At 64.1% G+C, this 22,624-nt stretch carries 27 protein-coding genes; 17 read left to right on the forward strand and 10 right to left on the reverse strand.

What is annotated here, in order from left to right; translation table 11 throughout:
- Positions 1–348 precede the first annotated feature (348 nt).
- The gene (locus WDX12_RS06850; RefSeq protein ID WP_434724352.1) at positions 349–1,413 is read right to left on the reverse strand and encodes a glycosyltransferase family 2 protein; all 1,065 of its coding nucleotides are present in this window, start codon (positions 1,411–1,413) and stop codon (positions 349–351) included.
- A 377-nt stretch (positions 1,414–1,790) separates the two neighbouring features.
- Complete coding sequence (locus tag WDX12_RS06855) at positions 1,791–2,318, reverse strand: DUF1465 family protein (RefSeq protein ID WP_320296434.1); 528 nt, start codon at positions 2,316–2,318, stop codon at positions 1,791–1,793.
- A 559-nt stretch (positions 2,319–2,877) separates the two neighbouring features.
- Between WDX12_RS06855 and WDX12_RS06860 the strand changes: the two genes are divergently transcribed.
- Complete coding sequence (locus tag WDX12_RS06860) at positions 2,878–3,429, forward strand: DUF2269 family protein (protein WP_320296433.1); 552 nt, start codon at positions 2,878–2,880, stop codon at positions 3,427–3,429.
- A gap of 33 nt (positions 3,430–3,462) precedes the next feature.
- On the opposite strand, the gene WDX12_RS06865 is transcribed toward WDX12_RS06860, so the two are convergent.
- Entirely contained in the window at positions 3,463–4,233 is a 771-nt protein-coding gene (locus tag WDX12_RS06865) for a sulfite exporter TauE/SafE family protein (RefSeq protein WP_434725579.1), read from the reverse strand.
- Positions 4,234–4,393: 160 nt separating this feature from the next.
- On the opposite strand from WDX12_RS06865, the gene WDX12_RS06870 reads away from it, so the two are divergent.
- Complete coding sequence (locus tag WDX12_RS06870; protein ID WP_434724353.1) at positions 4,394–4,852, forward strand: GNAT family N-acetyltransferase; 459 nt, start codon at positions 4,394–4,396, stop codon at positions 4,850–4,852.
- Positions 4,853–4,972: 120 nt separating this feature from the next.
- Here WDX12_RS06870 and WDX12_RS06875 read toward each other — a convergent pair whose 3' ends face one another.
- Entirely contained in the window at positions 4,973–5,701 is a 729-nt protein-coding gene (locus WDX12_RS06875) for a class I SAM-dependent methyltransferase (protein WP_434724354.1), read from the reverse strand.
- Between the two features lie 102 nt (positions 5,702–5,803).
- Between WDX12_RS06875 and WDX12_RS06880 the strand changes: the two genes are divergently transcribed.
- The 9 genes from WDX12_RS06880 (at position 5,804) to WDX12_RS06920 (ending at position 13,458) form a co-directional block, all read left to right on the forward strand.
- Positions 5,804–6,394 (forward strand): PH domain-containing protein, encoded by a 591-nt coding sequence (locus WDX12_RS06880; protein ID WP_434724355.1) that lies wholly within the window; start codon positions 5,804–5,806, stop codon positions 6,392–6,394.
- Between the two features lie 84 nt (positions 6,395–6,478).
- Positions 6,479–7,126, forward strand: coding sequence for a thiamine phosphate synthase (locus tag WDX12_RS06885; protein WP_320296429.1), 648 nt, complete (start codon positions 6,479–6,481; stop codon positions 7,124–7,126).
- Position 7,127: 1 nt separating this feature from the next.
- Positions 7,128–8,276 carry a sel1 repeat family protein gene (locus WDX12_RS06890; RefSeq protein ID WP_434724356.1) on the forward strand — a complete coding sequence of 383 codons (1,149 nt, stop codon included), beginning with the start codon at positions 7,128–7,130 and terminating at the stop codon, positions 8,274–8,276.
- 129 nt (positions 8,277–8,405) lie between these two features.
- Positions 8,406–8,972, forward strand: a complete 567-nt coding sequence (efp, locus tag WDX12_RS06895; protein WP_434724357.1) for an elongation factor P — start codon at positions 8,406–8,408, stop codon at positions 8,970–8,972.
- 24 nt (positions 8,973–8,996) lie between these two features.
- Positions 8,997–9,797, forward strand: coding sequence for an inositol monophosphatase family protein (locus WDX12_RS06900; RefSeq protein WP_320296426.1), 801 nt, complete (start codon positions 8,997–8,999; stop codon positions 9,795–9,797).
- Positions 9,798–9,912: 115 nt separating this feature from the next.
- Entirely contained in the window at positions 9,913–10,605 is a 693-nt protein-coding gene (gene trhA / locus WDX12_RS06905) for a PAQR family membrane homeostasis protein TrhA (protein ID WP_434724358.1), read from the forward strand.
- Between the two features lie 123 nt (positions 10,606–10,728).
- The gene (locus tag WDX12_RS06910) at positions 10,729–11,751 is read left to right on the forward strand and encodes a MotA/TolQ/ExbB proton channel family protein (protein WP_320296424.1); all 1,023 of its coding nucleotides are present in this window, start codon (positions 10,729–10,731) and stop codon (positions 11,749–11,751) included.
- Between the two features lies 1 nt (position 11,752).
- Positions 11,753–12,781 (forward strand): peptidoglycan -binding protein, encoded by a 1,029-nt coding sequence (locus WDX12_RS06915; RefSeq protein ID WP_320296423.1) that lies wholly within the window; start codon positions 11,753–11,755, stop codon positions 12,779–12,781.
- 251 nt (positions 12,782–13,032) lie between these two features.
- A complete protein-coding gene (locus WDX12_RS06920) occupies positions 13,033–13,458 on the forward strand; it encodes a hypothetical protein (RefSeq protein WP_320296422.1) in 426 nt (141 codons plus the stop codon).
- A 194-nt stretch (positions 13,459–13,652) separates the two neighbouring features.
- On the opposite strand, the gene WDX12_RS06925 is transcribed toward WDX12_RS06920, so the two are convergent.
- Complete coding sequence (locus WDX12_RS06925; protein ID WP_320296766.1) at positions 13,653–14,006, reverse strand: DUF1304 domain-containing protein; 354 nt, start codon at positions 14,004–14,006, stop codon at positions 13,653–13,655.
- A 146-nt stretch (positions 14,007–14,152) separates the two neighbouring features.
- On the opposite strand from WDX12_RS06925, the gene WDX12_RS06930 reads away from it, so the two are divergent.
- Positions 14,153–15,637 (forward strand): carboxypeptidase M32, encoded by a 1,485-nt coding sequence (locus WDX12_RS06930; RefSeq protein WP_434724359.1) that lies wholly within the window; start codon positions 14,153–14,155, stop codon positions 15,635–15,637.
- A 36-nt stretch (positions 15,638–15,673) separates the two neighbouring features.
- On the opposite strand, the gene WDX12_RS06935 is transcribed toward WDX12_RS06930, so the two are convergent.
- Complete coding sequence (locus WDX12_RS06935; protein ID WP_434724360.1) at positions 15,674–17,476, reverse strand: ABC transporter transmembrane domain-containing protein; 1,803 nt, start codon at positions 17,474–17,476, stop codon at positions 15,674–15,676.
- A 205-nt stretch (positions 17,477–17,681) separates the two neighbouring features.
- Here WDX12_RS06935 and rpmE point away from each other — a divergent pair, with 205 nt between their 5' ends.
- On the forward strand, positions 17,682–17,903 hold the full coding sequence (gene rpmE / locus WDX12_RS06940) for a 50S ribosomal protein L31 (RefSeq protein ID WP_027166741.1): 222 nt from the start codon (positions 17,682–17,684) through the stop codon (positions 17,901–17,903).
- Positions 17,904–18,200: 297 nt separating this feature from the next.
- Here rpmE and WDX12_RS06945 read toward each other — a convergent pair whose 3' ends face one another.
- Positions 18,201–18,842 (reverse strand): TetR/AcrR family transcriptional regulator, encoded by a 642-nt coding sequence (locus WDX12_RS06945; protein ID WP_434724361.1) that lies wholly within the window; start codon positions 18,840–18,842, stop codon positions 18,201–18,203.
- A gap of 122 nt (positions 18,843–18,964) precedes the next feature.
- Here WDX12_RS06945 and WDX12_RS06950 point away from each other — a divergent pair, with 122 nt between their 5' ends.
- Positions 18,965–19,441, forward strand: coding sequence for a DUF1772 domain-containing protein (locus WDX12_RS06950; RefSeq protein WP_434724362.1), 477 nt, complete (start codon positions 18,965–18,967; stop codon positions 19,439–19,441).
- A 34-nt stretch (positions 19,442–19,475) separates the two neighbouring features.
- On the opposite strand, the gene WDX12_RS06955 is transcribed toward WDX12_RS06950, so the two are convergent.
- From WDX12_RS06955 to WDX12_RS06965, 3 genes are all read right to left on the reverse strand, one after another.
- Positions 19,476–19,784, reverse strand: coding sequence for a SelT/SelW/SelH family protein (locus WDX12_RS06955; RefSeq protein WP_434725580.1), 309 nt, complete (start codon positions 19,782–19,784; stop codon positions 19,476–19,478).
- A 34-nt stretch (positions 19,785–19,818) separates the two neighbouring features.
- Positions 19,819–20,568 carry a YebC/PmpR family DNA-binding transcriptional regulator gene (locus WDX12_RS06960; RefSeq protein WP_073984984.1) on the reverse strand — a complete coding sequence of 250 codons (750 nt, stop codon included), beginning with the start codon at positions 20,566–20,568 and terminating at the stop codon, positions 19,819–19,821.
- A gap of 203 nt (positions 20,569–20,771) precedes the next feature.
- On the reverse strand, positions 20,772–21,095 hold the full coding sequence (locus tag WDX12_RS06965) for an ArsR/SmtB family transcription factor (RefSeq protein WP_320296416.1): 324 nt from the start codon (positions 21,093–21,095) through the stop codon (positions 20,772–20,774).
- Between the two features lie 51 nt (positions 21,096–21,146).
- Here WDX12_RS06965 and WDX12_RS06970 point away from each other — a divergent pair, with 51 nt between their 5' ends.
- Genes WDX12_RS06970 through WDX12_RS06980 form a run of 3 tightly spaced genes read left to right on the forward strand, consistent with a single transcriptional unit; the run spans position 21,147 to position 22,539 of the window.
- Positions 21,147–21,629, forward strand: coding sequence for an SRPBCC domain-containing protein (locus tag WDX12_RS06970; protein WP_434724363.1), 483 nt, complete (start codon positions 21,147–21,149; stop codon positions 21,627–21,629).
- Between the two features lie 37 nt (positions 21,630–21,666).
- The gene (locus WDX12_RS06975; protein ID WP_320296414.1) at positions 21,667–22,059 is read left to right on the forward strand and encodes a VOC family protein; all 393 of its coding nucleotides are present in this window, start codon (positions 21,667–21,669) and stop codon (positions 22,057–22,059) included.
- An 18-nt stretch (positions 22,060–22,077) separates the two neighbouring features.
- Positions 22,078–22,539 carry an SRPBCC family protein gene (locus WDX12_RS06980; protein WP_434724364.1) on the forward strand — a complete coding sequence of 154 codons (462 nt, stop codon included), beginning with the start codon at positions 22,078–22,080 and terminating at the stop codon, positions 22,537–22,539.
- The last annotated feature ends 85 nt before the right edge of the window (positions 22,540–22,624 follow it).

Genomic DNA, 22,624 nt, shown 5'->3' on the forward strand with positions numbered 1-22,624 from the left:
ACCGGTCGGCCCTATTTGCATCGGCAGGTGGCATACGTTCGTTGGAGATTGGCCGAAACGCCCTTGGCGATCGTCATTCTAGGGCGGAGCGACGCGCAGCGGCGCGCAGACCCTAGAATCCATGCCGTTACCTTCGCCAAGGCGTGCAACGGAGCAGAATTCTGCACCGCAGCGACGCTTCCAAGTCATGGCATGGATTCTAGGGTCTGCGCCGCGTCGCTTCGCTCCTTGCTCCGCCATAGAATGACGAGGTAGGGCGGCTTCGACCAATCTCCAGCGTTGCGCTGATTGATGGAAAATCTTGCACCAAGACAAACGGCAACCTTTCAAAATCCCTGTGTCGAGGTTCTAGTTCGTCACGCGACGGATGGCTTTCGACAGCCGCGTGAGGAATACCGGCCTGGACGATGCGACCAGCTTCCAGGACAGGACTGCATTGCCCATGCGCCGCGGGAGAATTCCGATGCAGAGGAACCAGACCGCCAGCGCAGCCCGCCGACGCCAGGATGCGTTCATTTCCAGACTGGCGGCGGCGCCCGCTCTTGCCAGTCCCAGCCGGGAGTCGGTCGTGACCGGATGCTGAGGCTCGTCGACACAGATCGAAGCCAATCGCTCTTCGAGATGGACCGGATCGCGAAGGCCGGCATCCGGCGATACGGTGAGACCGATCTCGGCGGCTCGGCCGGACAAGGCCTCAAGGCGCCGGAAATCATGCTCCACGCGCCAGCGCGCCCGCTCGGCAAGCTTTTCGGCAAAGACCGAATGGTTGGAGCCGTGGATGCGGTAGGCGCCGAGGCAAGTGTCGATGGATTTCACCTCCCCGTGCAGCGGCGCGAGCGTCGCGAGATAGCCATCGGCGCCCTGCCGGAAATCGCTTTCGGGCATGGGCATTATCGTTTCCAGCGCCTCGCGGTCGAACGCCAGCCCGCTTGTCACCGTCGTATGGTACCGCCCCTTTCGCAACAATTCCGGCACGACATCGCCAGAGTCGAACGGCTGTTCCGGAGGTGGGAAGACATCCTTGATACGCTCGTCCTCATCGACGAGATGCAACCTGAACTGCGCCTGGGCGACATCCGAGTCCCACTCGTCCAGAACCTCGGAGACGGCGTTCGGATAGAGGTAATCGTCAGCGTCGAGGAAAAGAACGATCTCCCCGGTGCTCGCCTCGAACCCGGTATTGAACGCGGCGGCATGGCCGCCATTCCTGTGCCTCAGGCACGGGCGGATCCTGTCGCCGTAGGATTCGATGACGGCCACCGACGCATCCGTCGATGCGTCGTCGACGACCACGACCTCGACATTTCGGTGGTCCTGCTCCAACGCGCTGTCGATGGCGCGTCCCAGGAACTGGTCGTAGTTATAATTGGGGATGATGATCGATACCGGGATGCGGTCCAATGGCGAATGCACGGGATCAAGCCTCGCAATCTGCTTTGGTCACAGTGACGGTGATTTTCCTGCAGAACCGGCTCGGGTCGACCCGGCTGCGGCGAACGGCCCCAACTAGGGTCTCATCTCGTCAAGGCAAGGCTGATCTTTCTCGCGAAGGCCGGAATGGCCTTCAAATGCTATGACGGCCGCCCGCAATATCGAAGAACGGCCGGAAGCGCAGGCGTTCGACTTGCGGCCAAACGGCTCGCCAAATCGTGGCTCGGTTTAAAGCATGTCTCCCGAAAGTGGGCCCGGTTTCGGGACAAAGACATGCTTAAAATCAAACACTTAAAGCAGGTCGCGTGAATCCTTTTTCACGCGACCTGCTTTAGGATGCTATTGTTGCAAACGCGGTTTCAGCCGCGCGCGAACGCCGTGTTCAAAAGGCTGATCTGGTCGGAAACCGGGTTGGCCCGCCGGCTGGGCGCGTGCGTGTCGTTGATGACGCCGCCATAGATTTCCTCGTCCATGCGCCGCACCAGCGCCTGCAGGCGCAGCGAGCGCGTCACGAGGTCCAGAAAATCCTTGGGCAGCTCGTTCCAGCCAAGCGCCTCGTCATGCGCCGACGCCGTGTCGAGCCGCACCTTGGATTTCTCCGAGGCCACCTGGTCGCGCGTCATCTCGCCGGAATTCGCCGCACGCTGCAGCAGCAGCCAGGAGGCGACCTGCATGAGCCTTGTGGTCAGCCGCATCGATTCGGCCGCGTAGAGCGTCGCCGCCGTGCGCGACAATTTCTTGGCCTCGAGCCTGCCCTTGCCATCGAGATATTCGGCGGCCTGCTCGACCAGCCCCATGCCTTCCTGGTAGAGCGGCTTGAAGGATTGGGAGAAAACCCGGCGCTCCGCCAGTTTAATGGTTTTCGCGCCCTTCGAAGGCTCGTTCATCGATACGCCCCTGCACTGCCGCAAGCCGATTCGGCAATCCTCGCCGACGTGGCCCGCACCCTAAATGACTGAGGCTTGAAAATGCGCTTCGATGCCCATGAAGGCAAGCGCATGTTTAACAAACGGTTAACGCCGGCCTCGTTCCAGCCATCCGCAAGCGGATGGCGCCAGCCCGCCGCCCGCGGACAAAAAAAGAGCCGCGGATAAGGCGGCTCTCAGGAGTTTAACAGGGAGGCGTCAAACAAAGTGGCTCCAACCACTCGGTAAGAATCCAGCAAAACTGGATGCGCATAGTAAACACCCGTAAAGCTTAATGAACCCTTAACACGGCGACGATTTTTTAAGCGACCGCGCTTTCCTGTGCCGGAACAGGACAGCCGGCTTCGCCGCCCGGGATCGTCTGAAAACCGGACCTTCGAACGCCGAACCCGGTCACCGAAACATGTTGGCCGCCGCCGCGACATCGTTCCGAAACACGCGCCACGCAAAAGCCCGCTCCTCTGAAGCGGCGCGCGGATCCGCGCCGCTCGAAACCAGGCGGGATATCCGGGAGCAAATCATGGATTGGTATTCGATCGTCAAATTCCTTCACGTCGTTTCGGCCGTTTTGTGGGTCGGCGGCGGCTTCGTGCTGTTCCTGCTCGGCGTGCTGGCCGAGCGTGCCGGCAACATCGAGGACAAGCTGCAGGCAATGCGCGCCAGCGGACAGCTCGGCGGCAGGTTCTTCGCGCCGATGTCGATGCTGACGCTGGCCTTCGGCCTCATCATGTGCGGCTTCTGGGTCGGCTTTACCGAGCTGTGGATCGTCATCGGCCTCGTCGGCTACGCCACCACCTTCTCGATCGGCATGCTCGTCTTCAAGCCGACCGGCGAGCGCATGGGCGCCATGGTCGCCGAGCAGGGCGTGACGCCGGCGGTTCTTGCCATCGGCCAGCGCATGATGAAATGGGCGCGCCTCGATTATGCGGTGATGCTGGTGATCATCGCCGACATGGTGCTGAAGCCCACTTTGCACGACATCGGTATTCTTGCCGGCATGGCGATGGTGGTTGCGCTGGGCGCCGCGCTCGCCTTCGGCGGCGGCCGCCAGATGGTGCCGAGCGCCGCTTGAATCCTTCTGGTGAGGCTGGCCCGGCGGCCGGCCTCACCAGAAACCGGCAATGCCATCCCACAACAGCTTGACGGCGACCACCGCGACGGTCGCGTAGGTGAATGGGTAGAATATCTCAGGCCGCATGCGGCGCACCAGCCACGCGCCGGCAATGGTGGAGAGCGGCGCCAGCGGCATCAGCACCGCCGAGGCGGTCAAATTGGTGGTGTCGAACTGGCCGAGCGCGAAATAGGGGATCAGCTTCAGCGCATTGGTGGCGGCAAAGAAGATCGCCGCTGTTCCCGACAGCACTTTCGGGTCGAGCCGGATCGGCAGCGCATAGACCTGGAAGGGCGGACCGCCGACATGGGCGACGAAGCTGGTGAAGCCTGCGACCGCGCCCCAGAAGGCCGCCGCGATGCGGTTCGGCTCCGCCGCATGGCCGGCGCCGTGGCGGAACTGCAAATATAGCCAGCGCAGCACGAACACCAGCGCGACCGCGCCGACGATCAGCCGCACCATCTCCTCGGTGACCAAGGCCGCGGTCAGCCAGCCAAGTCCGATGCCGATGACGGCGCCGGGCATCATGTCGACCAGCATCTTGCGGTCGTAGACGCCCCACCAGGTCCACACGGAAACTATATCCATCAGGCACAGGATCGGCAGCAGGATGGCGGCCGCCTGAACCGGCGGAATGGTCAGCGCCATGAGCGGCACGCCGACGAAACCGACGGCGCCGCCGAAGCCGCCCTTGGACAGGCCGACAAGGATCACCGCCGGAATGGCGGCGGCATAGAACCACGGATCGCTGAGCAGGCCTGACATCGGCAAGGGAAGGTTGGAGAAGGCGGGGGGCCAGCCATAGCGCAGAATGGCGCCGCCGGGATAGTCATTAATGCCGGCATCCGCTATTGCCGAGCCGGCATCGACGGCCGCCGCGCTGTCAGGGCCGTTTTCGATCGGCTCGCTGTCTCGAGGTATGGAAATGAGCGCCATCAGCATCCGCAAGGCTCGCGAAGCGGACGTGGCGGCAATCGTCGCGATGCTTGCCGACGATGCGCTCGGCCAGGCCCGCGAAGACGCCGGGCTGCCGCTGTCGCGAGCCTATCTCGACGCCTTCGCGGCGATAGACGGCGATCCGAACCAGTTCCTCGCGGTGATGACCGACGGCGACGACGTCATCGGCACGCTGCAGATCACCTTTATCGCCGGACTGTCGCTGCGCGGCGCCCGTCGCGGCCTGATCGAGGCGGTGCGCGTCGCGTCGAGCCGGCGCGGCGAAGGGCTGGGACAGGACCTGTTCGAATGGGCGATCGACAAATGCCGCGAGCGGGGCTGCCGGGTCGTCCAGCTGACGACCAACAAGAGCCGGACCGACGCGCATCGCTTCTATGAGCGCCTTGGCTTCAAGGCCAGCCACGTCGGCTACAAGCTTGAACTCTAATGCATGTCGCCCAGAAGTGCGCAGCGGTTCTGGGATAACGACATGCATCAAAACAAAGACCTAAAGCGCGTCGCCTGAATCCGTTTCAGTACGGCGCGCTTTAGGCCAGCGTCCGGCCGTTCAACGCCGCGCCTGAACAAGCAGGAACATCGGCCGTTCCAGCTCCTCGGCGAGTTCCGGCCGGGCGGCGATCTGCTCGTCCGTCGGGCAAAATTCCTCGACATGCCCGATGCTGAATCCGGCCTGGATCAGCAAATTGAGCGTGGTGCCGATGGTGCGGTGATATTTCACGACGCCCTTGGTGAACCAGTCGGTGCTGCGCGGCCCCTCCACCAGATACCGGTCGACCGGCCATGTCTTCCTGCCCATGGCATCGACCGACCAGCCCGGATCGGTCGGAGCCATATAGATCGGATGTTCCGTTGAGAAGACGAAGGCTCCGCCGGGCACCAGGGCCTGATGGACGGTCGCGAACAGGCGCGCTGCATCGCCGACATAATGCAGCGCAAGCGAACTGTAGGCGAGATTGAAACGCGCCTTCGGCAGACTGAGCTCATCGAGGTCGGCGCGCTGATAGGTGACGCCGCCGTCGGAGCCGGCGGCGCGTGCGCGGGCAAGCATCTTTTCCGAGAGGTCGAGGCCTAGGACTTCTCTTGCGCCATGCGAGCGCGCCCAGCGGCAGAACCAGCCGAACCCGCAGCCGAGATCGACAATGCTTGCGCCATCGACGTCGGGCAGCATGGCGCGCAGCGCCGGCCATTCGGGCGCTCCCTCCAGGCCCTCGACCGAGCGGCCGAGGCGGCTATAGCCATCGAAGAAATCCGGACGGTCGTAGATATTTTGCGCCATGTGCCTGTCCTCGCGGCCCGTTGCCGGCCGCCTGCAAGTCCGGAAGCCGAGATTTGCATTGGTGCCGAAACACCACTTATGCAATGAATGAACCGGCGGAAAGTGGCGGGTGGCTGCGTGGAAAATCAACTCTTTCAAGGCCGGCTGTTGCCGCATGAACGCATCTTGTGGAGTGGGACGCCCGCGCAGGGACTGCTGTTCTCCAGTCGCGACGTCTTTCTGATCCCGTTCAGCCTGCTCTGGTGCGGCTTTGCGATTTTCTGGACCTATTCGGCGACGAGGCAAGGCGCGCCACTGTTCTTTGACGCCTGGGGAGCGATGTTCGTCTGCGTCGGCCTCTTCATGGTTTTCGGCAGGTTCATATTCGACGCCTGGCTGAGGCGGCGGATATGCTACGCCGTCACCAACAAGCGTATCCTGATCCTGCGCGGCGCCCCGTCCGCCAACTTCACCTCGATCGATCTCGAACGCATTCCCGACGTCCAGTTGACCGGCGAAACGGCGACGAAGGGGACCTTGCGCTTCGGAGCCGCCATGTCGGCATATCCATTCTCACGGATGAACGGGTGGTTTCCGGCTCTGGATCCGGTCCCGCAGTTTCTCGGAATCGAACAGCCGCAGCGCGTGTTGGATCTCATCATGAAGACCCGGCGCGACGATGCTCGTGCGGACCGGTCTCCGTCCGCCGCATAGCCGACTGTTCAAGCCGCCCCCTTTGCTCTATGCCGCAATGCAACCATGTTCGCCCGGCATAGGCGAAACCGGGATCGAAGGCCAATGAACGATATAAACCCGCCCAACCGCTGCCGCATCGTGCTGATCGCGCCGCCGCTCGTGTCGGCGGAGCAGATCTGCGCGGCGTTCGAGGGCGGCGACGTCGCCTCGCTGATCCTGCCGGACAACGGCATGGACGATGCCTCTTTCCAGACCTTCGCCGAGAGGATCGTGCCGATAGCGCAGGCCTCCGGCGTCGCCGTCATCATTGCCGGCGACAGCCGCATCGCCGGGCGCGTCCAGGCCGACGGCATCCATGTCGAAGTCAAGCCCGGTGAGCTCGCCGAGACGATCGAGCGGGTGGCCGGCAAGATGATGGTCGGCGTCGGCGGCGCCAAGACCCGCGACGAAGCGCTGGATCTCGGCGAAGCGCGGCCAGACTACATGTTCTTCGGCCGCTTCGGCTACGACAACAAGCCGGAGCCGCATCACCGCAACCTCGCCCTCGGCGAATGGTGGGCGGAAATGATCTCGATCCCTTGCATCGTCATGGCCGGCTCCGAGCTTGCCTCCGTCGAGACGGTGGCCGCGACCGGCGCCGAGTTCGTGGCGCTGTCCAGCGCCGTCTTTGCCGACGCGCGCGACCCGCGGGCGGCGATCGCCGCCGCCAACGCGCTGCTCGATCAAACCGCGCCGCGCTTCGAGAGCTGACATGCGCCTGCGTGTCCTTCCTCTGGTTGTCCTGGCCGGCTTGTTTGCGCAGGCCGCGACGGCGGCTCAGACCGTCCCGCTGCCGCAGCCGCGGCCGGATGCCGGCTCTCCAGACGCCGGCACACCGAATACGGTCACGCCCAACGCAGGCACGCCCAACGCAGGCACGCCGGACGCCGCCGCACCGGAGGCCGGCGCGCCTGACGCGAGCAGGTTCGGCGGCGCTCCCCATATCGACAAGCCGATCCAGAACACCTTGCCGCAGCCGGCCACCATGACGCCGCCATCGGCCGACGCCGTCAATCCCGACCGCTTCGGCGCCAAGCAGCCGGACGCCGCCTATGGCGCCTTCCAGCGCGGGCTCTACAAGACCGCCTACAACCTTGCCATGGACCGCGCCAAGAACGGCGATCCGGCGGCCGAGACGCTGGTGGCCGAAATCCTGTCGCGCGGGCTGGGCGTGCCGCTCAATCCGGCCGAGGCCAGCAAGTGGTATGCGCTGGCCGCCGAGCAGGGCGTGCCGGAGGCGCAGTTCCAATATGCGCTGATGCTGCTCGACGGCCGCTATGCGAAGAAGGACGAAAAGGGCGCCTTCGCGCTGATGCAGGCCTCGGCCGAGGCCGGCAACCGGCTTGCGCAGTTCAACTTCGCCCAGTTGCTCGTCCAGCAGGATCCCGGCGACGGCGGCCTTGTGAAGGCCGCCGTCTATTATGAGCGCGCCGCCGCCACCGGCCTTGCCGACGCCCAATATGCGATGGCGCAGCTCTACGCCAACGGCGCCGGCGGCAAGCCGCATGACGACGCCCAGGCGCGTCTTCTGCTGGCGCAAGCCGCGCGGCAGAATTACGACACCGCGCAGGTCGACCTCGCCGCCTGGATGATCGAGGGACGCGGCGGCCCGCGCGACCTGAAATCGGGCTTTGCCTGGATGAAGCGGGCGGCGCAAGGCGGCAATGTCGCGGCCCAGAACCGCCTCGCCAAGCTCTATATGGGCGGCATCGGCACCGATCCGGACCTGATCCTGGCCGGCGCCTGGTACATCGTCGCCCGCCGCGCCGGCCTGATCGACCCGCAGATGGACGATTTCCTGCAGGGCCTCGACGACGACCAGACCAAGCAGGCGCTGCAGAAGGCAAATCGCCTGCCTTGACGCATAGCGCCACGGACGGCATGTCCGGCCTCCCTTGCCTGCCTCCCTTGCTACTATGCGCAATTTGTGGTCTTGGAGGCGCCAAAGCGCGCCCCGCGCCAGAAAAATCTCATTCCGGATCAGTTCATCATGGCCAAGATCAGTGGCAACGAAATCCGTCCCGGCTATGTCATCGAGAACGATGGCGGGCTGTGGGTGGCGGTCAAGACCAACACCGTCAAGCCGGGCAAGGGCGGCGCCTACAATCAGGTCGAGCTGAAGAACCTGATCAACGGCACCAAGCTCAACGAGCGCTTCCGCTCGGCCGAGACCGTCGAGCAGATCCGGCTCGACCTGAAGGATTTTTCGTTCCTCTACGAGCAGGGCGACGCGCTGGTCTTCATGGACACCGAAAGCTACGAGCAGCTCGAGCTGGCGAAGGACTTCGTCGGCGAGCGCGCCGCCTTCCTGCAGGACGGCATGATGGTGACGGTGCAGCTTTACGAGGAGCGGCCGATCGGCATTTCGCTGCCCGACCAGGTGACGCTGACCATTACCGAGGCCGACCCGGTTGTGCGGGGCCAGACGGCCGCCTCCTCCTACAAGCCGGCGGTGCTGGAGAACGGCATCCGCGTTCTCGTGCCGCCCTTCATTTCGGCCGGCGAGCGCATCATCGTCGACACCAACGAAATCACCTACGTGCGCCGCGCGGATTAACGGCAAAAAAGCAGGAAGAAAAAAATGGCGCGTTCCGCTCTCCTCAACGTCATGGTCCAGGCCGCGATGAAGGCCGGCCGCTCGCTGTCGCGCGACTTCGGCGAGGTGCAGAATTTGCAGGTCTCGATGAAGGGGCCGGGCGACTATGTCAGCCAGGCCGACCGCAAGGCCGAAGAGATCGTCTTCACCGAGCTTTCCAAGGCGCGGCCGGGCTACGCCTTCCTGATGGAAGAACGCGGCGCGGTCGAAGGCGAGGACGCCCAGCACCGCTGGATCGTCGACCCGCTCGACGGCACTACCAATTTCCTGCACGGCATCCCGCTCTTCTCCGTGTCGATCGCCCTCGAGCGCCAGGGCCAGGTCGTCGCCGGCGTCGTCTACAATCCGGCGATGGACGAGCTCTACACGGCCGAGCGCGGCGGCGGCGCCTTCATGAACGACCGGCGACTGCGCGTCGCCGGGCGCTCCAAGCTGACCGACGCGGTGATCGGCTGCGGCGTGCCGCATCTCGGTCGCGGCCAGCACGGCAATTTCCTGATCGAGCTGCGCAACGTCATGGCCGAAGTCTCCGGCGTGCGCCGCCTGGGTTCCGCCGCGCTCGATCTCGCCTATGTCGCGGCCGGACGCATGGATGGTTTCTGGGAAACCGGCCTGTCGTCCTGGGACATCGCGGCGGGCATCCTTCTGGTGCGCGAAGCCGGCGGCTTCGTCTCCGACATGGATGGCGCGCAGGACATGCTGGACAATGGCGAGGTCGTCGCCGGCAACGAGCTCATCCAGCGCGCGCTGCTCAAGACCGTGAAGAAGCCATTGGCTGCTCGCTGACTGACTATGGCGTCCTTCGCGCGTCGAAAGGACGCGCGCCTTTAGTCGCAAAACCGCAACCGAAGCTTGAAATACTGGTCCGCAAGCGCCCAGATTAGGCGTTGCAGGATCATCGATGAACGACGCGCGCCCAGATACAACGCTTGAAATCCCCTTTGTCGGGCGCTGGCACTATTCGCGTGCCGAAATGATCGCCGACGGCATCGTCCACGCGGTCGGCATCGTGCTGGCGATCGCGGCCGGCTCCGCCTTCCTGGCCTTGGCCGCCTTCCATTCCGGCCCGGGCGAATATATCGCCGCGGTGTTCTACGTGGTGTCGCTGCTCACCGTGCTCTCGGTTTCGCTGGCCTATAATCTGTGGCCGGTGTCATGGCCGGCGAAATGGATCCTGCGCCGCTTCGACCATGCCGCGATCTATCTGCTGATCGCCGCCACCTACACGCCCTTCCTCGCCCAGCTCGACAACTCGCCGCTGGCGCTGCCCATGATCGTCGTCGTATGGAGCGCCGCAGCGGCCGGTATCGCCATCAAGATGTTCGTGCCCGGCCGCTACGACCGGCTGGCCATCGTCTTCTATCTCGCCATCGGCTGGAGCGGCGTCGTGCTCGCCGGACCCTTGGTCGAGACGCTGCCGACGACATCGGTAGCGCTGCTCATCGCCGGCGGCATCGTCTATTCCTGTGGCGTCATCTTCTTCGCCTGGAAGGGCCTGCGCTTCCACAATGCCGTCTGGCACGGCTTCGTCGTCACCGGCGCCGGCCTTCATTTGGCCGCCATGGTCGATTGCCTTGTCGTCAACCGGTTCTAGAGCATGAGCTAGGCCTGTGGCGCGGGCCTGTCAGGCCATATTGCCAAGCGCCATTCAATTTGGTCACAATTCCGTTTAGAGTCGCGGCAATTCTGCGGCGGTGGCATCGGAAACGGGGCACGGATGGCTTTTCTCAGATCCTTCGGCAGGCGATCGGACGTCCTGGTCTATGATCCGCACAAGCTGTCGAGCCCGCAGGTCTTCCTGCTCACCATGGTGATCTTCCTGATCATCGTCGCTTTCATCGCCGCCATCCTCACCCGCCAGATATCGACCGCCTTCTCCAGCAATCCGGGCCTCAACGGACTGATCGTCGGCGTGCTGGCGGTTGGCATCCTGCTTGCCTTCGTCCAGGTCGGACGGCTGTTCCGCGAGGTGCGCTGGGTCAATTCCTTCCGCGCCGGCTCCGAGACCACCGAGCCGGTTCTTTTGGCGCCGATGAAGGCGATGATCGGCCGTTCGTCCTCGATGGCCTTCTCGACCTCGTCGATGCGCACGATGCTGGATTCCATCGCCACGCGCCTCGACGAAAGCCGCGACACCTCGCGCTATCTGGTCGGCCTGCTCGTGTTCCTCGGCCTGCTCGGCACCTTCTGGGGCCTGCTCAACACCATCGCCTCGATCCGCGAGACGATCGAGGCGCTGGACCCGGGCAGCGGCGATGCCGCCGCCGTCCTCGACGCGCTGAAACAGGGCCTGTCGGCGCCGCTCGCCGGCATGGGCACCGCGTTTTCGTCCTCGTTGTTCGGCCTTTCCGGCTCGCTTGTGCTGGGCTTCCTCGACCTGCAGGCCGGCCGCGCCCAGACCCGCTTCTACACCGAACTGGAGAACTGGCTGTCCTCTGTCACCGATCTGTCGTCCGACATCGTGGTCTCCGACACGTCGAAGACAACCGAATCCTCCGAGGACATCCGCCTGCTGTCGGAGCGGCTGCGCAGCCTGCAGGAGAATGGCGGCGGCTCCAATCCGCGCGTCGCCACCGCCATGGCCAATCTTGCCGACGGCATCTCGGGGCTGGTGAAGAACATGCGCTCCGAGCAGCAGATCATGCGCGACTGGGTCGAGGCCCAGTCCGACGAACAGAAGGCCATGCGCAACACGCTGGAAAAGATCGCCGACGCGCTGAAGAAGCAAGGGGTCCACTGACGTGGCGCTGGCAAGACGGCGCGCCGACCGCCGCATCGACTACTGGCCTGGCTTCGTCGACGCGCTGTCGACGCTGCTCTTGGCCATCATGTTCCTGCTCACGGTCTTCGTGCTGGCGCAATTCCTGCTCAGCCGCGAGATTTCCGGCAAGGACACGGTGCTGAACCGCCTCAACTCGCAGATCAACGAGCTGACCCAGTTGCTGGCGCTGGAGCGCTCGAACAGCCAGGACAAGGAAGACTCGCTCGCCAATTTGCAGGCTTCGCTGTCGGCGTCGGAAGCGGAAAAGAGCCGCCTCGAACAGTTGCTGGCGCAAGGCGCCGGCGCCGGCGACGCGGCCAACAAGCGCGCCGACCAGCTTACCGGCGAGCTCAGCAACCAGCGCCAGATCAGCCAGCAGGCGCTGAGCCAGGTCGAGATCCTCAACCAGCAGATAGCGGCCCTTCGCAAGCAGATCGGCGCGCTGGAGGACGCGCTCAACGTCTCCGAGCAGCGCGACCACGACTCCAACACCAAGATCGCCGATCTCGGCCGCCGCCTGAATGTAGCACTTGCGCAGCGCGTCCAGGAGCTCAACCGCTACCGTTCCGACTTCTTCGGCCGGCTGCGCGAGATCCTCGCCGACCGCGAGAACATCCGCATCGTCGGCGACCGTTTCGTCTTCCAGTCGGAGGTGCTGTTCCCAACCGGCTCCGACGAGATCAACGACGCCGGCAAGGTCGAGATGAAGAAGCTCGCCGACGCCATCATCGAATTGCAGAAGGAAATCCCGCCCGAGATCAGCTGGGTGCTGCGCGTCGACGGCCACACCGACAACAAGCCGCTGTCAGGCACCGGCCGCTATCGCGACAACTGGGAACTGTCGACCGCGCGCGCGACGTCCGTCGTGAAGTTCCTGATCGAGAACGGCGTGCCGGCCAACCGGCTGGTAGCCGCCGGCTTCGGCGAGTTCCAGCCGCTCGACCCGGCCGACACCGATGAGGCGCGCGGCAAGAACCGCCGCATTGAACTGAAGCTCACAGAACGGTGACCCATTATCACAGAAAGTCACGGGAAGTTGTTCGTCGGCTGAATACTTAGCGCGACAAGTCCTGGCGGCAAGGCCTGAAAACATTATCTTTTTTTAATTACACATCGCGAATCGACGCACCTAATTTGCTACGCAGGGCCGGGGACCGCCGGCGATGCCTCCCATCGCGACGCGACGGAACCGGACGGCCCGGAAAGGTCGGAAGGCAATGCGGCAGGACCGCTTCCTTCCCTGCAGGAGGATGCGCCGCCATGCGCGCTTCAACATCTCTCAAGACTGTAACCCTGGCTGCCGCGCTGATCGCGGCCCCGCTCGCCGGCGCCTATGCGGCCGGACATCACAAGGGGCTTCTCGACGCGACCGCTCCAACCGATTTCACCGGCCCGCGCGTGACCAGCCTTATCGATCAGGTCCAGGGCGTGGATCAGGGCATCACCGACGCCCGGCAGGCAAACAACATCTCCGCTTCGGAAGCGCAGCAACTGCATATGCGCGCCGCGCATATCAGCCAGGCCGCGGAACATGTCGCGGCTTCGGATCACGGCAGGATCCCGTCCGCGCAATACCATGAGTTGCTGCGCCGTCTCGACAATGTCGACCAAAGGCTGATGAACGACACCGGCAGCGGCTTCATGATGGGCGACGGCGACGATGGCGGGAATTACCCGAACGGTTAAAGCAGGCCGCGTGAAAAAGAATTCACGCGACCTGCTTTAAGTTTTTGATTTTAAGCATGTCTTTGTCCCGAAACCGGGCCCACTTTCGGGAGACATGCTTAGAGCATTTGCTCTGATCACACAGGAAGGGACCAACTGGCGCCCGCGGGACCTGGCCCCGAGGGCGTCCTTTTTCGATCGCATACCCGTTTCGATCACAGGCCGAGCCAAAGCGCGACGATGGCGAGCACCGCCGGCACCGTCTGGATGAAGAGGATCTTGCGGCCGACGGTCGCCGCGCCATAGAGGCCGGCGACGGCGACGCAGAGCAGGAAGAACATCTTGACCTGGAACCCGCCGGCGCCGAGATAGAGACCCCAGATCAGGCCCGCGGCGAGAAAGCCGTTATAGAGCCCCTGGTTGGCGGCAAGCACCTTCGAGGCGCTGGCGAATTCCGGCGTCAGTCCAAACGCCTTGCGGCCGCGCGGCGTGTCCCACAACACCATCTCAAGATAGACGATATAGCAGTGGATCAGTGCCACCAGCCCGACCAGGATATTGCCGACCATTGTCCCCTCCAGCAGTTTGTTGAAGGCATTGATCACGCAGTAGGCTCGCAAGGCAAGACGGCTGACCCCATCGCGACCGGACAGGGTTGCCAAGCTCGGCGCCTTGGTATCTTTTCGCGCCAGCCAAATTGACCTCGGGATCCATCATGTCTTTCCAGAAACTCGACCAACTCGGCCACAAGCTCGAAGCGCTGGAGCATGCCTTGGCCATCCTCGGCGCCGACGAGGCGACCCATATGGCGGTCGGCGGCGGCGAGAAGCGCGCCGAGGCGATGTCCTCGCTTGCCGGCATGCTGCACGCCCAGGCGACCGCGCCGGAGATCGGCGACTGGATTGCCGCCGCCGAAGCCGAGCCGCTGGGCGAAGAGCAGCAGGCGGCGGTGCGGGAACTGCGCCGCCAATACACCAACCTCACCTGCCTGCCGGTCGAATTCGTCGAGCGCCAGACGGTGGCGCGCATGCGTTCCGAGCAGCTCTGGCGCGACCTGCGCGCCAAGAACGACTGGGCCGGCTTCCTGCCGGCGCTGGAAGGCGTCGTGGCCCTGGTGCGCGAGGAAGCAGCACTGCGCGCCGACGCGGTCGGCCTCGCCCCCTATGACGCGCTGATGGAGCAGTATGACCCCGGCAACCGCGCCGCCGACATCACCCCGGTGTTCGCCGAACTGAAGGCCTTCCTCAAGGATTTCCTGCCGCGCGCGCTGGCCGTGCAGGATGCGCGGTTGGCGAAACATCCGTTGAAACCGCTGTCGGGCAGCTATGCCGTCGACCGCCAGCGCGAGCTCGGCCTGGCCATGATGGCGGCGGTCGGCTTCGACCTCACCCATGGCTCGCTCTCGGTGTCGCACCATCCCTTCTGCGGCGGCGTGCCGACCGACGTGCGCATCACCACCCGCTACAAGACCTCCGACTTCCTGTCGGCGCTGATGGGAGTGCTGCACGAGACCGGCCACGCGCTCTACGAGCAGAACCTGCCGAAAGCCTGGTCGCATTGGCCGCTGGGCAAGGCGCGCGGCATGGCCGTGCATGAGAGCCAGAGCCTGTTCGTCGAAAAGCAGATCGGCCGCAACCCGGCCTTCTGGCGCTGGGCGCTGCCGGTGGTCGAAAAGCATCTCGGCGAAGCCTGGTCGCTCGACGACATCCTGCCGCATGTCCACCATGTCGAGCGCGGCCTGATCCGCGTCGACGCCGACGAGGTCACCTATCCGTTGCATGTCATCCTGCGCTACGAACTCGAGCAGGAGCTCGTGTCCGGCCGGCTGGAGGTCGCCGACCTGCCGGAGGCCTGGGACGCCAAGATGCGCGACTATCTCGGCCTCTCGACCATCGACAACCCGGCCGACGGTCCGATGCAGGACGTGCACTGGCCGGGCGCCGCCTTCGGCTATTTCCCTTCCTACACGCTCGGCGCCATGATGGCGGCGCAGCAATGGGCGGCTTTGATCAGGGAGCACCCCTCCGCCGACGAGGACCTCGCCAAGGGCGATTTCAGCGCCGTCAACGAGTGGCGTCGCGCAAAGATCTGGTCGCAGGGCTCGCGCTGGTCGACGCCGGACCTGCTCGAGCGCGCCACCGGCGAAAAGCTCAATGCCACTTACTTCACGCAGCACCTGCGCAGGCGCTACGGCAATTGACGCGTAGCGGTTTAAAACCGGCCGGGTGCGGCGTGGCTACTCCGCCGCGCCCCGGAAGGCGCCGGCGCCGGTCTCGAACTGCAGCTTGGCGAGCCGGGCGTAGATGCCGCCCTTGGCGACCAGGCTCTGATGCGTGCCTTCCTCGACGATGCGCCCGCCTTCCATGACCAGGATGCGGTCGGCCTTCAGCACCGTCGCCAGCCGGTGGGCGATGACGATGGTGGTGCGGCCGCGCATCAGCCGCTCAAGCCCCCTTTGCACCAGTGTCTCGCTTTCGGCGTCGAGCGCCGAGGTCGCTTCGTCGAGCAGCAGGATCGGCGCGTCGCGCAGGATGGCGCGGGCGATCGCGATGCGCTGGCGCTGGCCGCCGGACAGCGTCACGCCGCGCTCGCCGACCTGGCTGTCATAGCCCTTGTCGAGCCGGGCGATGAATTCGTCGGCAAGGGCCGCCTTGGCCGCGGCCTCGATCTCGGCGTCGCTGGCGCCTTGCCTGCCGAAGCCGATATTGTCGCGCACGCTCGCCGCGAAGACGGTGACGTCCTGCGGCACGATCGCGATGCGCTGGCGGACGGCCGCCGGATCGGCCTCGCGCACATCGACGCCGTCGATGACGACGCGGCCGCTCTCCGGATCGTAGAAGCGCAGGATCAGCGAGAAGACGGTGCTCTTGCCCGCGCCCGAGGGCCCGACGATCGCCACCGTCTCGCCCGGTTTCACCTGGAAGCTCAGGCCATGCACCGCGGCACGGTCCGGCCGCGCCGGATAGGAGAAGGAGACGTCGTCGAAGCTGATCGCGCCCTTGGCCGTGGCCGGCAGCGGTTGAGGATCGGCAGGCGGCTGGATGGCCGGTTTCTCGGCCAGGATCTCCGTCAGCCGCTCGGCGGCGCCCGCCGCCTGCGACAGCTCGCTCCACACCTCCGACAGCGCGCCGAGCGCGCCGGCGGCAAATACCGAATAGAGCAGGAACTGCCCGAGCGTGCCGGGTGACAGGGTGCCGGCAAGCACGTCGCGCGACCCGAACCACAGCACCGCGACCACCGAGGAGAAGATCATGAATATGGCGAAGAAGGTGAGGAACGAGCGCGCGAACACCGAGGCCCGCGCGGCCTCGAAGGCGGCGTCGACGGCGCCAGCGAAGCGGCCGGTGACCAGCTTCTCGTTGGTGAAGGCCTGCAGCGTGCGCACCGCGCCGATCTGCTCGCTGGCATAGGCGGTTGCTTCGGCGAGCGTATCCTGCGCTTGCCGGGACTTGCGCCGCACCGAACGGCCGAAGGCGACCAGCGGCAGCACGATCACCGGGATGGCCGCAATCACCAGGCCCGACAGCTTCGGGCTGGTGACGACCATCATCGCCACCGCGCCGAGGCCAAGGATGACATTGCGCAGCGCGACCGAGGCGGTGGCGCCGACCGCCGACTTCACCTGCGTGGTATCGGCTGCAAGCCGCGAGACGATCTCGCCCGAATGCGCCTTGTCGAAAAAGGCGGGCGACAGCGTCGTGACATGCGAGAAGACGTCGCGGCGGATATCGGCCACGACCCGCTCGCCGAGCGTGATGACGAAATAGTAGCGGCTGGCCGAAGCCGCCGCCAGCAAAGCCGCCATCACCACGAGCGCTGCGAAATACTCAGCAATGAAGGTGGAACTCGCTGCTTCGAAACCGTGATCTATCATGCGCCGCACGGCCATCGGCAACGCAAGCGTGGTCACCGCGGCCACGATCAGCGAGATGATCGCGCCGACCGCCAGTTTCCGGTAGCGGATGATATAGGGGAAAAGGTTTCTCAGCGGCCGGACCGAGCGCCTGCGCTGGTCTCCACTGGCACCGATCTCCGCCATGAGCGTTTCCTCTGGCCGCTTGTCAATACCGCGCTTCAATATGCGCTTGCCGCGGCCTTGTGATTCAATTCCGGCTGATGTATAGGCTCGCCGACCGTTTTAGAAGCCGTGGCTTTTCATTAGCTGCGGCTTCGAGTTTTAAAAAGGGGCGCATCGACGCAGGCCATAGGCCCGTCAGCAGCGCCGGCAGCCAGGAAACACGACAATGAAGGCCGATATCCATCCCGACTACCACACCATCAAGGTCGTCATGACCGATGGCACCGAGTACCAGACCCGTTCGACCTGGGGCAAGGAAGGCGACACGATGAACCTCGACATCGACCCGACCACGCACCCGGCCTGGACCGGCGGCCAGCAGACCCTGCTCGACCGCGGCGGCCGCCTGTCGAAGTTCAAGAAGCGTTTCGAGGGTTTCGGCCTCTAAGCCGGATACATCGGCAGATTTTGAAAAACCCGCCTTCGAGGCGGGTTTTTTGTTGGCCGCATTCCTACCTTCTCCCCGTTTCACGGGGAGAAGGTGCCCAACGGGCGGATGAGGGGCAGCGCTAACCTCCACCGTTAGCCAGAGAATTCCGATTTGCAATTCGGTGACAGTGCACTTTTCGGCGACGCCTACGTCATAGGCTGGCGCTGCCCCTCACCTGCCTGCCGGCATCCTCTCCCCGTATAGTGACGGGGAGAGGGGCGCTCCCGCCGGCGATTTCGCCAATCGCCTTAGCCCCTACTCCCCCACCAACTCCCTCAGCGCCATGCGCTTGTAGGCTTCGACCAGCCTGTCGCCCTCTTCCCGATCGACCGAGATCGCCAGCCGCACGGCGGCCTCGCCCATCTGCCACACCAGAAATGCCGTCGTCTCCAGTTGGACCGGATCGGCATCGGGCCGCAGCCGCTTCAGCACCGCCACCAGGAATTCGGCATTGGCCCGGCTGTCGGCCAGTTCGAGCGCGCGCAGCGCCTTGTCGGCCTGCGTGCCGGACCAGACATCGCGTATCACAGGCTCGGCCAGAAACAGCTGGTAATAGATGTCGACCAACTCTGAAAACGCGCTCTTAAAGCCCTCGGCGTCCTCGACATCTTTTAGCGCGGCCGAAATACAGGCCTGGCTTTCGGCGGTGTAGCGCTCGGCCAGCGCCCAGACGATCGCCCGCTTGTCCGGGAAGAACTGGTAGAGCGAGCCGATCGACACCCCTGCCTTTTCCGCCACCTCGCCCATGCGCATGGCATCGCTGCCCTGCTCGGCAATCAGTGCCGAGGCTGCCGCGAGCATCCGCTCCACCCGCTCGCGGCTGCGCTGCTGCGCAGGCGACCGGCGCGGCGAAGCAATGCCCACCTGATCGGCCTTCGCGGCGACTTTTTCGTCCATGGCTCCCTCCGGGCAATTTCTCGAAAACTGGCTTGACTCACAAAATACGAGGGTTTATCACGTTTTGCAAATGTGAGGATTTATCACATTTTGAAAACAAACCGGCATCTGGAGCAACCGAGATGATGAAACTTCTTCCCACCCTCACCTTCATCGCCGCGATCGGCGCCGGCGTCGTCGGCGGCGTCTTCTTCGCATTCTCGAATTTCGTCATGGCGGCGCTTGCCCGGCTGCCCGTCCCGAGCGGCATCGCGGCGATGAACTCGATCAACATCACGGTGATCACGCCGACCTTCATGACCGCGCTGTTCGGCACCGGCCTCATCTGCCTGGTGTTGATTGCCGCCGTTCTCTTCGGCTGGAGCCAGTCGGGCTCATACTGGCTGCTTGCCGGCGCGGTGATCTATTTCGTCGGCAATCCGATCGTGACCATGGTCTTCAACGTTCCGCTCAACGACGCCTTGGCCGCCGTCGATCCGCAAAGCGCCAACGGCGCCGCCGTGTGGGCGAACCATCTGAACCAGTGGGTGATGTGGAACCACGTCCGCACCGTCACCGCGATCGTGGCGATGGCTTGCTTCATCATGGCATTGATCTGAGGACAGCAGCCCGCAAATGCAAAAAGATCCCACCTCAGGCGGGATCTTTCTTATGATCCCTGCGGTCGGCATGGCCGAGATCCCGCTCCGGGTCGATGACGTCGCGGACCAGTTGCTTGAGCTTTGCCGCATCCGGAAAACCGCCGTCGCGCTTGCGCTCCCAGATGAGCTGATCGTTGCAGGAAATGGTGAAGATGCCGCCGGTGCCCGGCACCAGCGTCACCTCGCCGAGATCGGTGCCGAAGGTCGAAAGCAGCTCCTGCGCCATCCAGCCGGCACGCAACAGCCACTGGCATTGCGTGCAGTAGGTGATGCGGATGGTGGGAAGCGGCTTCTCGCTCATATCGGATTGAGCTTTGCTCATATCCCGACTTGGCTCAAGCCGCGCTGAGCTTGGCCATAGTCTCGTCGTCGACCTCGAAATTGGCGTAGACGCTCTGCACGTCGTCATCGTCCTCGAGAGTGGCGACCAGCTTCATCAGCGACTGCGCCCGCTCCTCGTCGACCGGGACGTTGTTCTGCGGCTGCCAGATCGGCTTGACCGATTCCGCCTCGCCGAGCGCGGCTTCGAGCGACTTCGACACTTCGCCGAGATTTTCGAAGCCGCAATAGATGGTGTGGCCTTCCTCGTCCGACTCGACATCGTCCGCGCCGGCCTCGATCGCCGCTTCCATAACCTTGTCGGCGCTGCCGGCCGAGGCCGGATAGTAGATTTCGCCGACGCGGTTCCACATGAAGGACACCGAGCCGGTTTCGCCGAGCGCCCCGCCAGCCTTGGTGAAGGCGGCGCGCACATTGGAGGCCGAGCGGTTGCGGTTGTCGGTCAGCGCCTCGACAATCAGCGCGACGCCGCCGGGACCGTAGCCCTCGTAGCGCACCGCCTCATAGTTTTCGCCGTCGCCCGCGGACGCCTTGTTGATGGCGCGCTGGATGTTGTCCTTCGGCATCGACACCGCCTTGGCGTTCTGCACCGCAAGGCGCAGCCTGGGGTTCATCGCCGGGTCCGGCGTGCCGGTCTTGGCGGCGACGGTGATTTCGCGCGCCAGCTTGGAAAACATTTTCGACCGCACCGCGTCCTGACGACCCTTGCGATGCATGATGTTCTTAAACTGCGAATGGCCAGCCATGGCACCCCTGTCGTGTTCGGCTAGAGCATCTCGAAGCGGGGTGTCATCACCTCGTCTCCGGCAAAATGCTCGAATTCAACCTTTTAGAACGTCCCGGGCATGCCTGCGAAGGCACGCGGCGCTCTTTGTCGGAATGGCCGGCTTATAGATAAATCGGCTCAATTCGTCCAGCCGCGCCGTAACTGAGGCGCCGAAGAGGCCGCTCATCCCTCCAGATCGGACTTCAACCGGTCGAGAATGCTGATCGCGTGGCCGGCATACTGGCTGATCCAGCGGTCATGGATCTGCTTGATCGGCAAGGCATTGAGATGGTTCCAGCGCTCGCGCCCCTCGCGCTTCGCCACGACCAGATCCGCTTCCTCCAGGACTTTGAGATGCATCATCACCGTGCAGCGGTCCATGTCCGGGAAAGCCTCGCAGAGCGCGCCGGTGGTCTGCGGCTGGTCCTTCAGGAGATCCAGCAATTCGCGCCGGCGCGAATGCGCCAAGGCCTTGAAAACATAGTCGTCCTCAGTTTGGGTTGACATGTTATATTTCTATAACATATTGTTCGGACGAGCAAGGAAGGAGCTGTGGATATGTCCCTGGGATTCAGGATTTCCGGACGCATCGGGAAACCGGTCGCCGAGGTCTTCGACGCCGTCGTCAACCCGACGAAGCTCAGCGGTTACTTCACCACCATTGGCGGCGCCTCGGCCCCACTTGTCGCCGGCACCACGGTCACCTGGTGGAAGATGGTGCCGGTGGAGGTCGACGAAGTGACGAAGGACAAGCGCATCGTGCTGCGCTGGGACGCCACCGACGCCGACGGCAAACCGGCCTACAAGACCCGCATCGAGATGAATTTCGAGCCGCTCGAGGATGGCAGCACCTTCGTCACCATTGCCGAGGAAGGCTGGCGCGAAGGCGAGGTCGGCCTGAAGAAATCCTACCTCAACTGCGAAGGCTGGTCGCAGATGCTCGCCTGCATGAAGGCCTATCTCGAATACGGCATCAATCTGCGCGACGGCTATTATCGCAGCGAGCTGCGTGGCGAGCCGGCCAACGAAACCAACATCTGAGCCCGACATTCAATATCCAGCAGCAGGAGGTCGCCCGATGACGAAAGCAACACCATTCCTGATGTTCGAGGGAAAGGCCGAGGAGGCCATGACCCTCTATTGCGGGACCATTCCCGATAGCCGTGTCCTCGACGTCACGCGCTACGGCTCGGGCGAGGACGGGACGGAAGGAACGCTCAAGCTGGCGCGCGCTTTGATCGGCGGCGTCGAGGTCAGGATCTACAACAGCCCCGTGCACCACGCCTTCACCTTCACGCCGTCCTTCTCCTTCTTTGTCGACTGCTCGTCCGAAGAGGAACTGGACCATATCGTCGACGTTCTTTCCACGGATGGCGGATTTCTGATGCCGACCGGCGACTACGGCTTCAGCCGGCGTTTCGCCTGGTTCAACGACCGCTTCGGCGTCTCCTGGCAGGTCAATCTGCCCTGAAACAATCAGGAGAAATTCATGGAACTCAAGGAAGCCCCTACCGCCGAAACCGCCATGCTGATCCGGCGACCGGTCGCCGAGGTCTTCGAGGCGATCGTCGATCCGGCAGTCACCACGAAATTCTGGTTCACGCATTCGAGCGGTCGGCTGGACGAAGGCAAGCCGGTCGAGTGGGAATGGCGCATGTATGGCGTCTCGACAAGGGTCGAGGTGAGCGAGATCGTCCCCAACGAAAAGATCGTCATGCGGTGGAGCGATCCGCCGACGACCGTCGTTTGGTCGTTCACCGAGATGCCGGACGACGCGACCTTCCTCGAAGTCCGCAATTTCGGCTTTGCTGGCTCCAGCGACGAGCAGGTAAAGCAGGCGGTCGAATCCAACGGCGGCTTCGCGCTGGTTTTGGCCGGCGCCAAGGCATGGCTGGAACAGGGCCTGACGCTCGGCCTGATCGGCGATCGTCACCCGAAGGGCATAAAATGAATTCGTCATGCTAGGGCGGAGCAAGGAGCGAAGCGACGCGCGCAGACCCCAGCATCCATGCCGTGACGCCGACGTTCCGCCGCGT

Origin of the sequence: Mesorhizobium sp. RIZ17, from assembly GCF_051127865.1 — a bacterium.
In the GTDB taxonomy this organism is placed as follows: Bacteria; Pseudomonadota; Alphaproteobacteria; order Rhizobiales; family Rhizobiaceae; genus Mesorhizobium; species Mesorhizobium humile.

What these genes read in the sequence shown, in the direction of transcription:
- rpmE (WP_027166741.1), top strand. Translation starts at nt 17,682, where the DNA reads ATGAAGGCCGATATCCATCCCGACTACCACACCATCAAGGTCGTCATG.
- WDX12_RS06970 (WP_434724363.1), top strand. Translation starts at nt 21,147, where the DNA reads ATGTCCCTGGGATTCAGGATTTCCGGACGCATCGGGAAACCGGTCGCC.
- WDX12_RS06980 (WP_434724364.1), top strand. Translation starts at nt 22,078, where the DNA reads ATGGAACTCAAGGAAGCCCCTACCGCCGAAACCGCCATGCTGATCCGG.
- WDX12_RS06960 (WP_073984984.1), bottom strand. Translation starts at nt 20,568, where the DNA reads ATGGCTGGCCATTCGCAGTTTAAGAACATCATGCATCGCAAGGGTCGT.
- WDX12_RS06890 (WP_434724356.1), top strand. Translation starts at nt 7,128, where the DNA reads ATGCGCCTGCGTGTCCTTCCTCTGGTTGTCCTGGCCGGCTTGTTTGCG.
- trhA (WP_434724358.1), top strand. Translation starts at nt 9,913, where the DNA reads ATGAACGACGCGCGCCCAGATACAACGCTTGAAATCCCCTTTGTCGGG.
- WDX12_RS06885 (WP_320296429.1), top strand. Translation starts at nt 6,479, where the DNA reads ATGAACGATATAAACCCGCCCAACCGCTGCCGCATCGTGCTGATCGCG.
- WDX12_RS06965 (WP_320296416.1), bottom strand. Translation starts at nt 21,095, where the DNA reads ATGTCAACCCAAACTGAGGACGACTATGTTTTCAAGGCCTTGGCGCAT.
- WDX12_RS06875 (WP_434724354.1), bottom strand. Translation starts at nt 5,701, where the DNA reads ATGGCGCAAAATATCTACGACCGTCCGGATTTCTTCGATGGCTATAGC.
- WDX12_RS06900 (WP_320296426.1), top strand. Translation starts at nt 8,997, where the DNA reads ATGGCGCGTTCCGCTCTCCTCAACGTCATGGTCCAGGCCGCGATGAAG.
- WDX12_RS06860 (WP_320296433.1), top strand. Translation starts at nt 2,878, where the DNA reads ATGGATTGGTATTCGATCGTCAAATTCCTTCACGTCGTTTCGGCCGTT.
- WDX12_RS06955 (WP_434725580.1), bottom strand. Translation starts at nt 19,784, where the DNA reads ATGAGCGAGAAGCCGCTTCCCACCATCCGCATCACCTACTGCACGCAA.
- WDX12_RS06930 (WP_434724359.1), top strand. Translation starts at nt 14,153, where the DNA reads ATGTCTTTCCAGAAACTCGACCAACTCGGCCACAAGCTCGAAGCGCTG.
- WDX12_RS06910 (WP_320296424.1), top strand. Translation starts at nt 10,729, where the DNA reads ATGGCTTTTCTCAGATCCTTCGGCAGGCGATCGGACGTCCTGGTCTAT.
- WDX12_RS06855 (WP_320296434.1), bottom strand. Translation starts at nt 2,318, where the DNA reads ATGAACGAGCCTTCGAAGGGCGCGAAAACCATTAAACTGGCGGAGCGC.
- WDX12_RS06935 (WP_434724360.1), bottom strand. Translation starts at nt 17,476, where the DNA reads ATGGCGGAGATCGGTGCCAGTGGAGACCAGCGCAGGCGCTCGGTCCGG.
- WDX12_RS06865 (WP_434725579.1), bottom strand. Translation starts at nt 4,233, where the DNA reads ATGTCAGGCCTGCTCAGCGATCCGTGGTTCTATGCCGCCGCCATTCCG.
- efp (WP_434724357.1), top strand. Translation starts at nt 8,406, where the DNA reads ATGGCCAAGATCAGTGGCAACGAAATCCGTCCCGGCTATGTCATCGAG.
- WDX12_RS06975 (WP_320296414.1), top strand. Translation starts at nt 21,667, where the DNA reads ATGACGAAAGCAACACCATTCCTGATGTTCGAGGGAAAGGCCGAGGAG.
- WDX12_RS06945 (WP_434724361.1), bottom strand. Translation starts at nt 18,842, where the DNA reads ATGGACGAAAAAGTCGCCGCGAAGGCCGATCAGGTGGGCATTGCTTCG.
- WDX12_RS06950 (WP_434724362.1), top strand. Translation starts at nt 18,965, where the DNA reads ATGATGAAACTTCTTCCCACCCTCACCTTCATCGCCGCGATCGGCGCC.
- WDX12_RS06870 (WP_434724353.1), top strand. Translation starts at nt 4,394, where the DNA reads ATGAGCGCCATCAGCATCCGCAAGGCTCGCGAAGCGGACGTGGCGGCA.
- WDX12_RS06920 (WP_320296422.1), top strand. Translation starts at nt 13,033, where the DNA reads ATGCGCGCTTCAACATCTCTCAAGACTGTAACCCTGGCTGCCGCGCTG.
- WDX12_RS06925 (WP_320296766.1), bottom strand. Translation starts at nt 14,006, where the DNA reads ATGGTCGGCAATATCCTGGTCGGGCTGGTGGCACTGATCCACTGCTAT.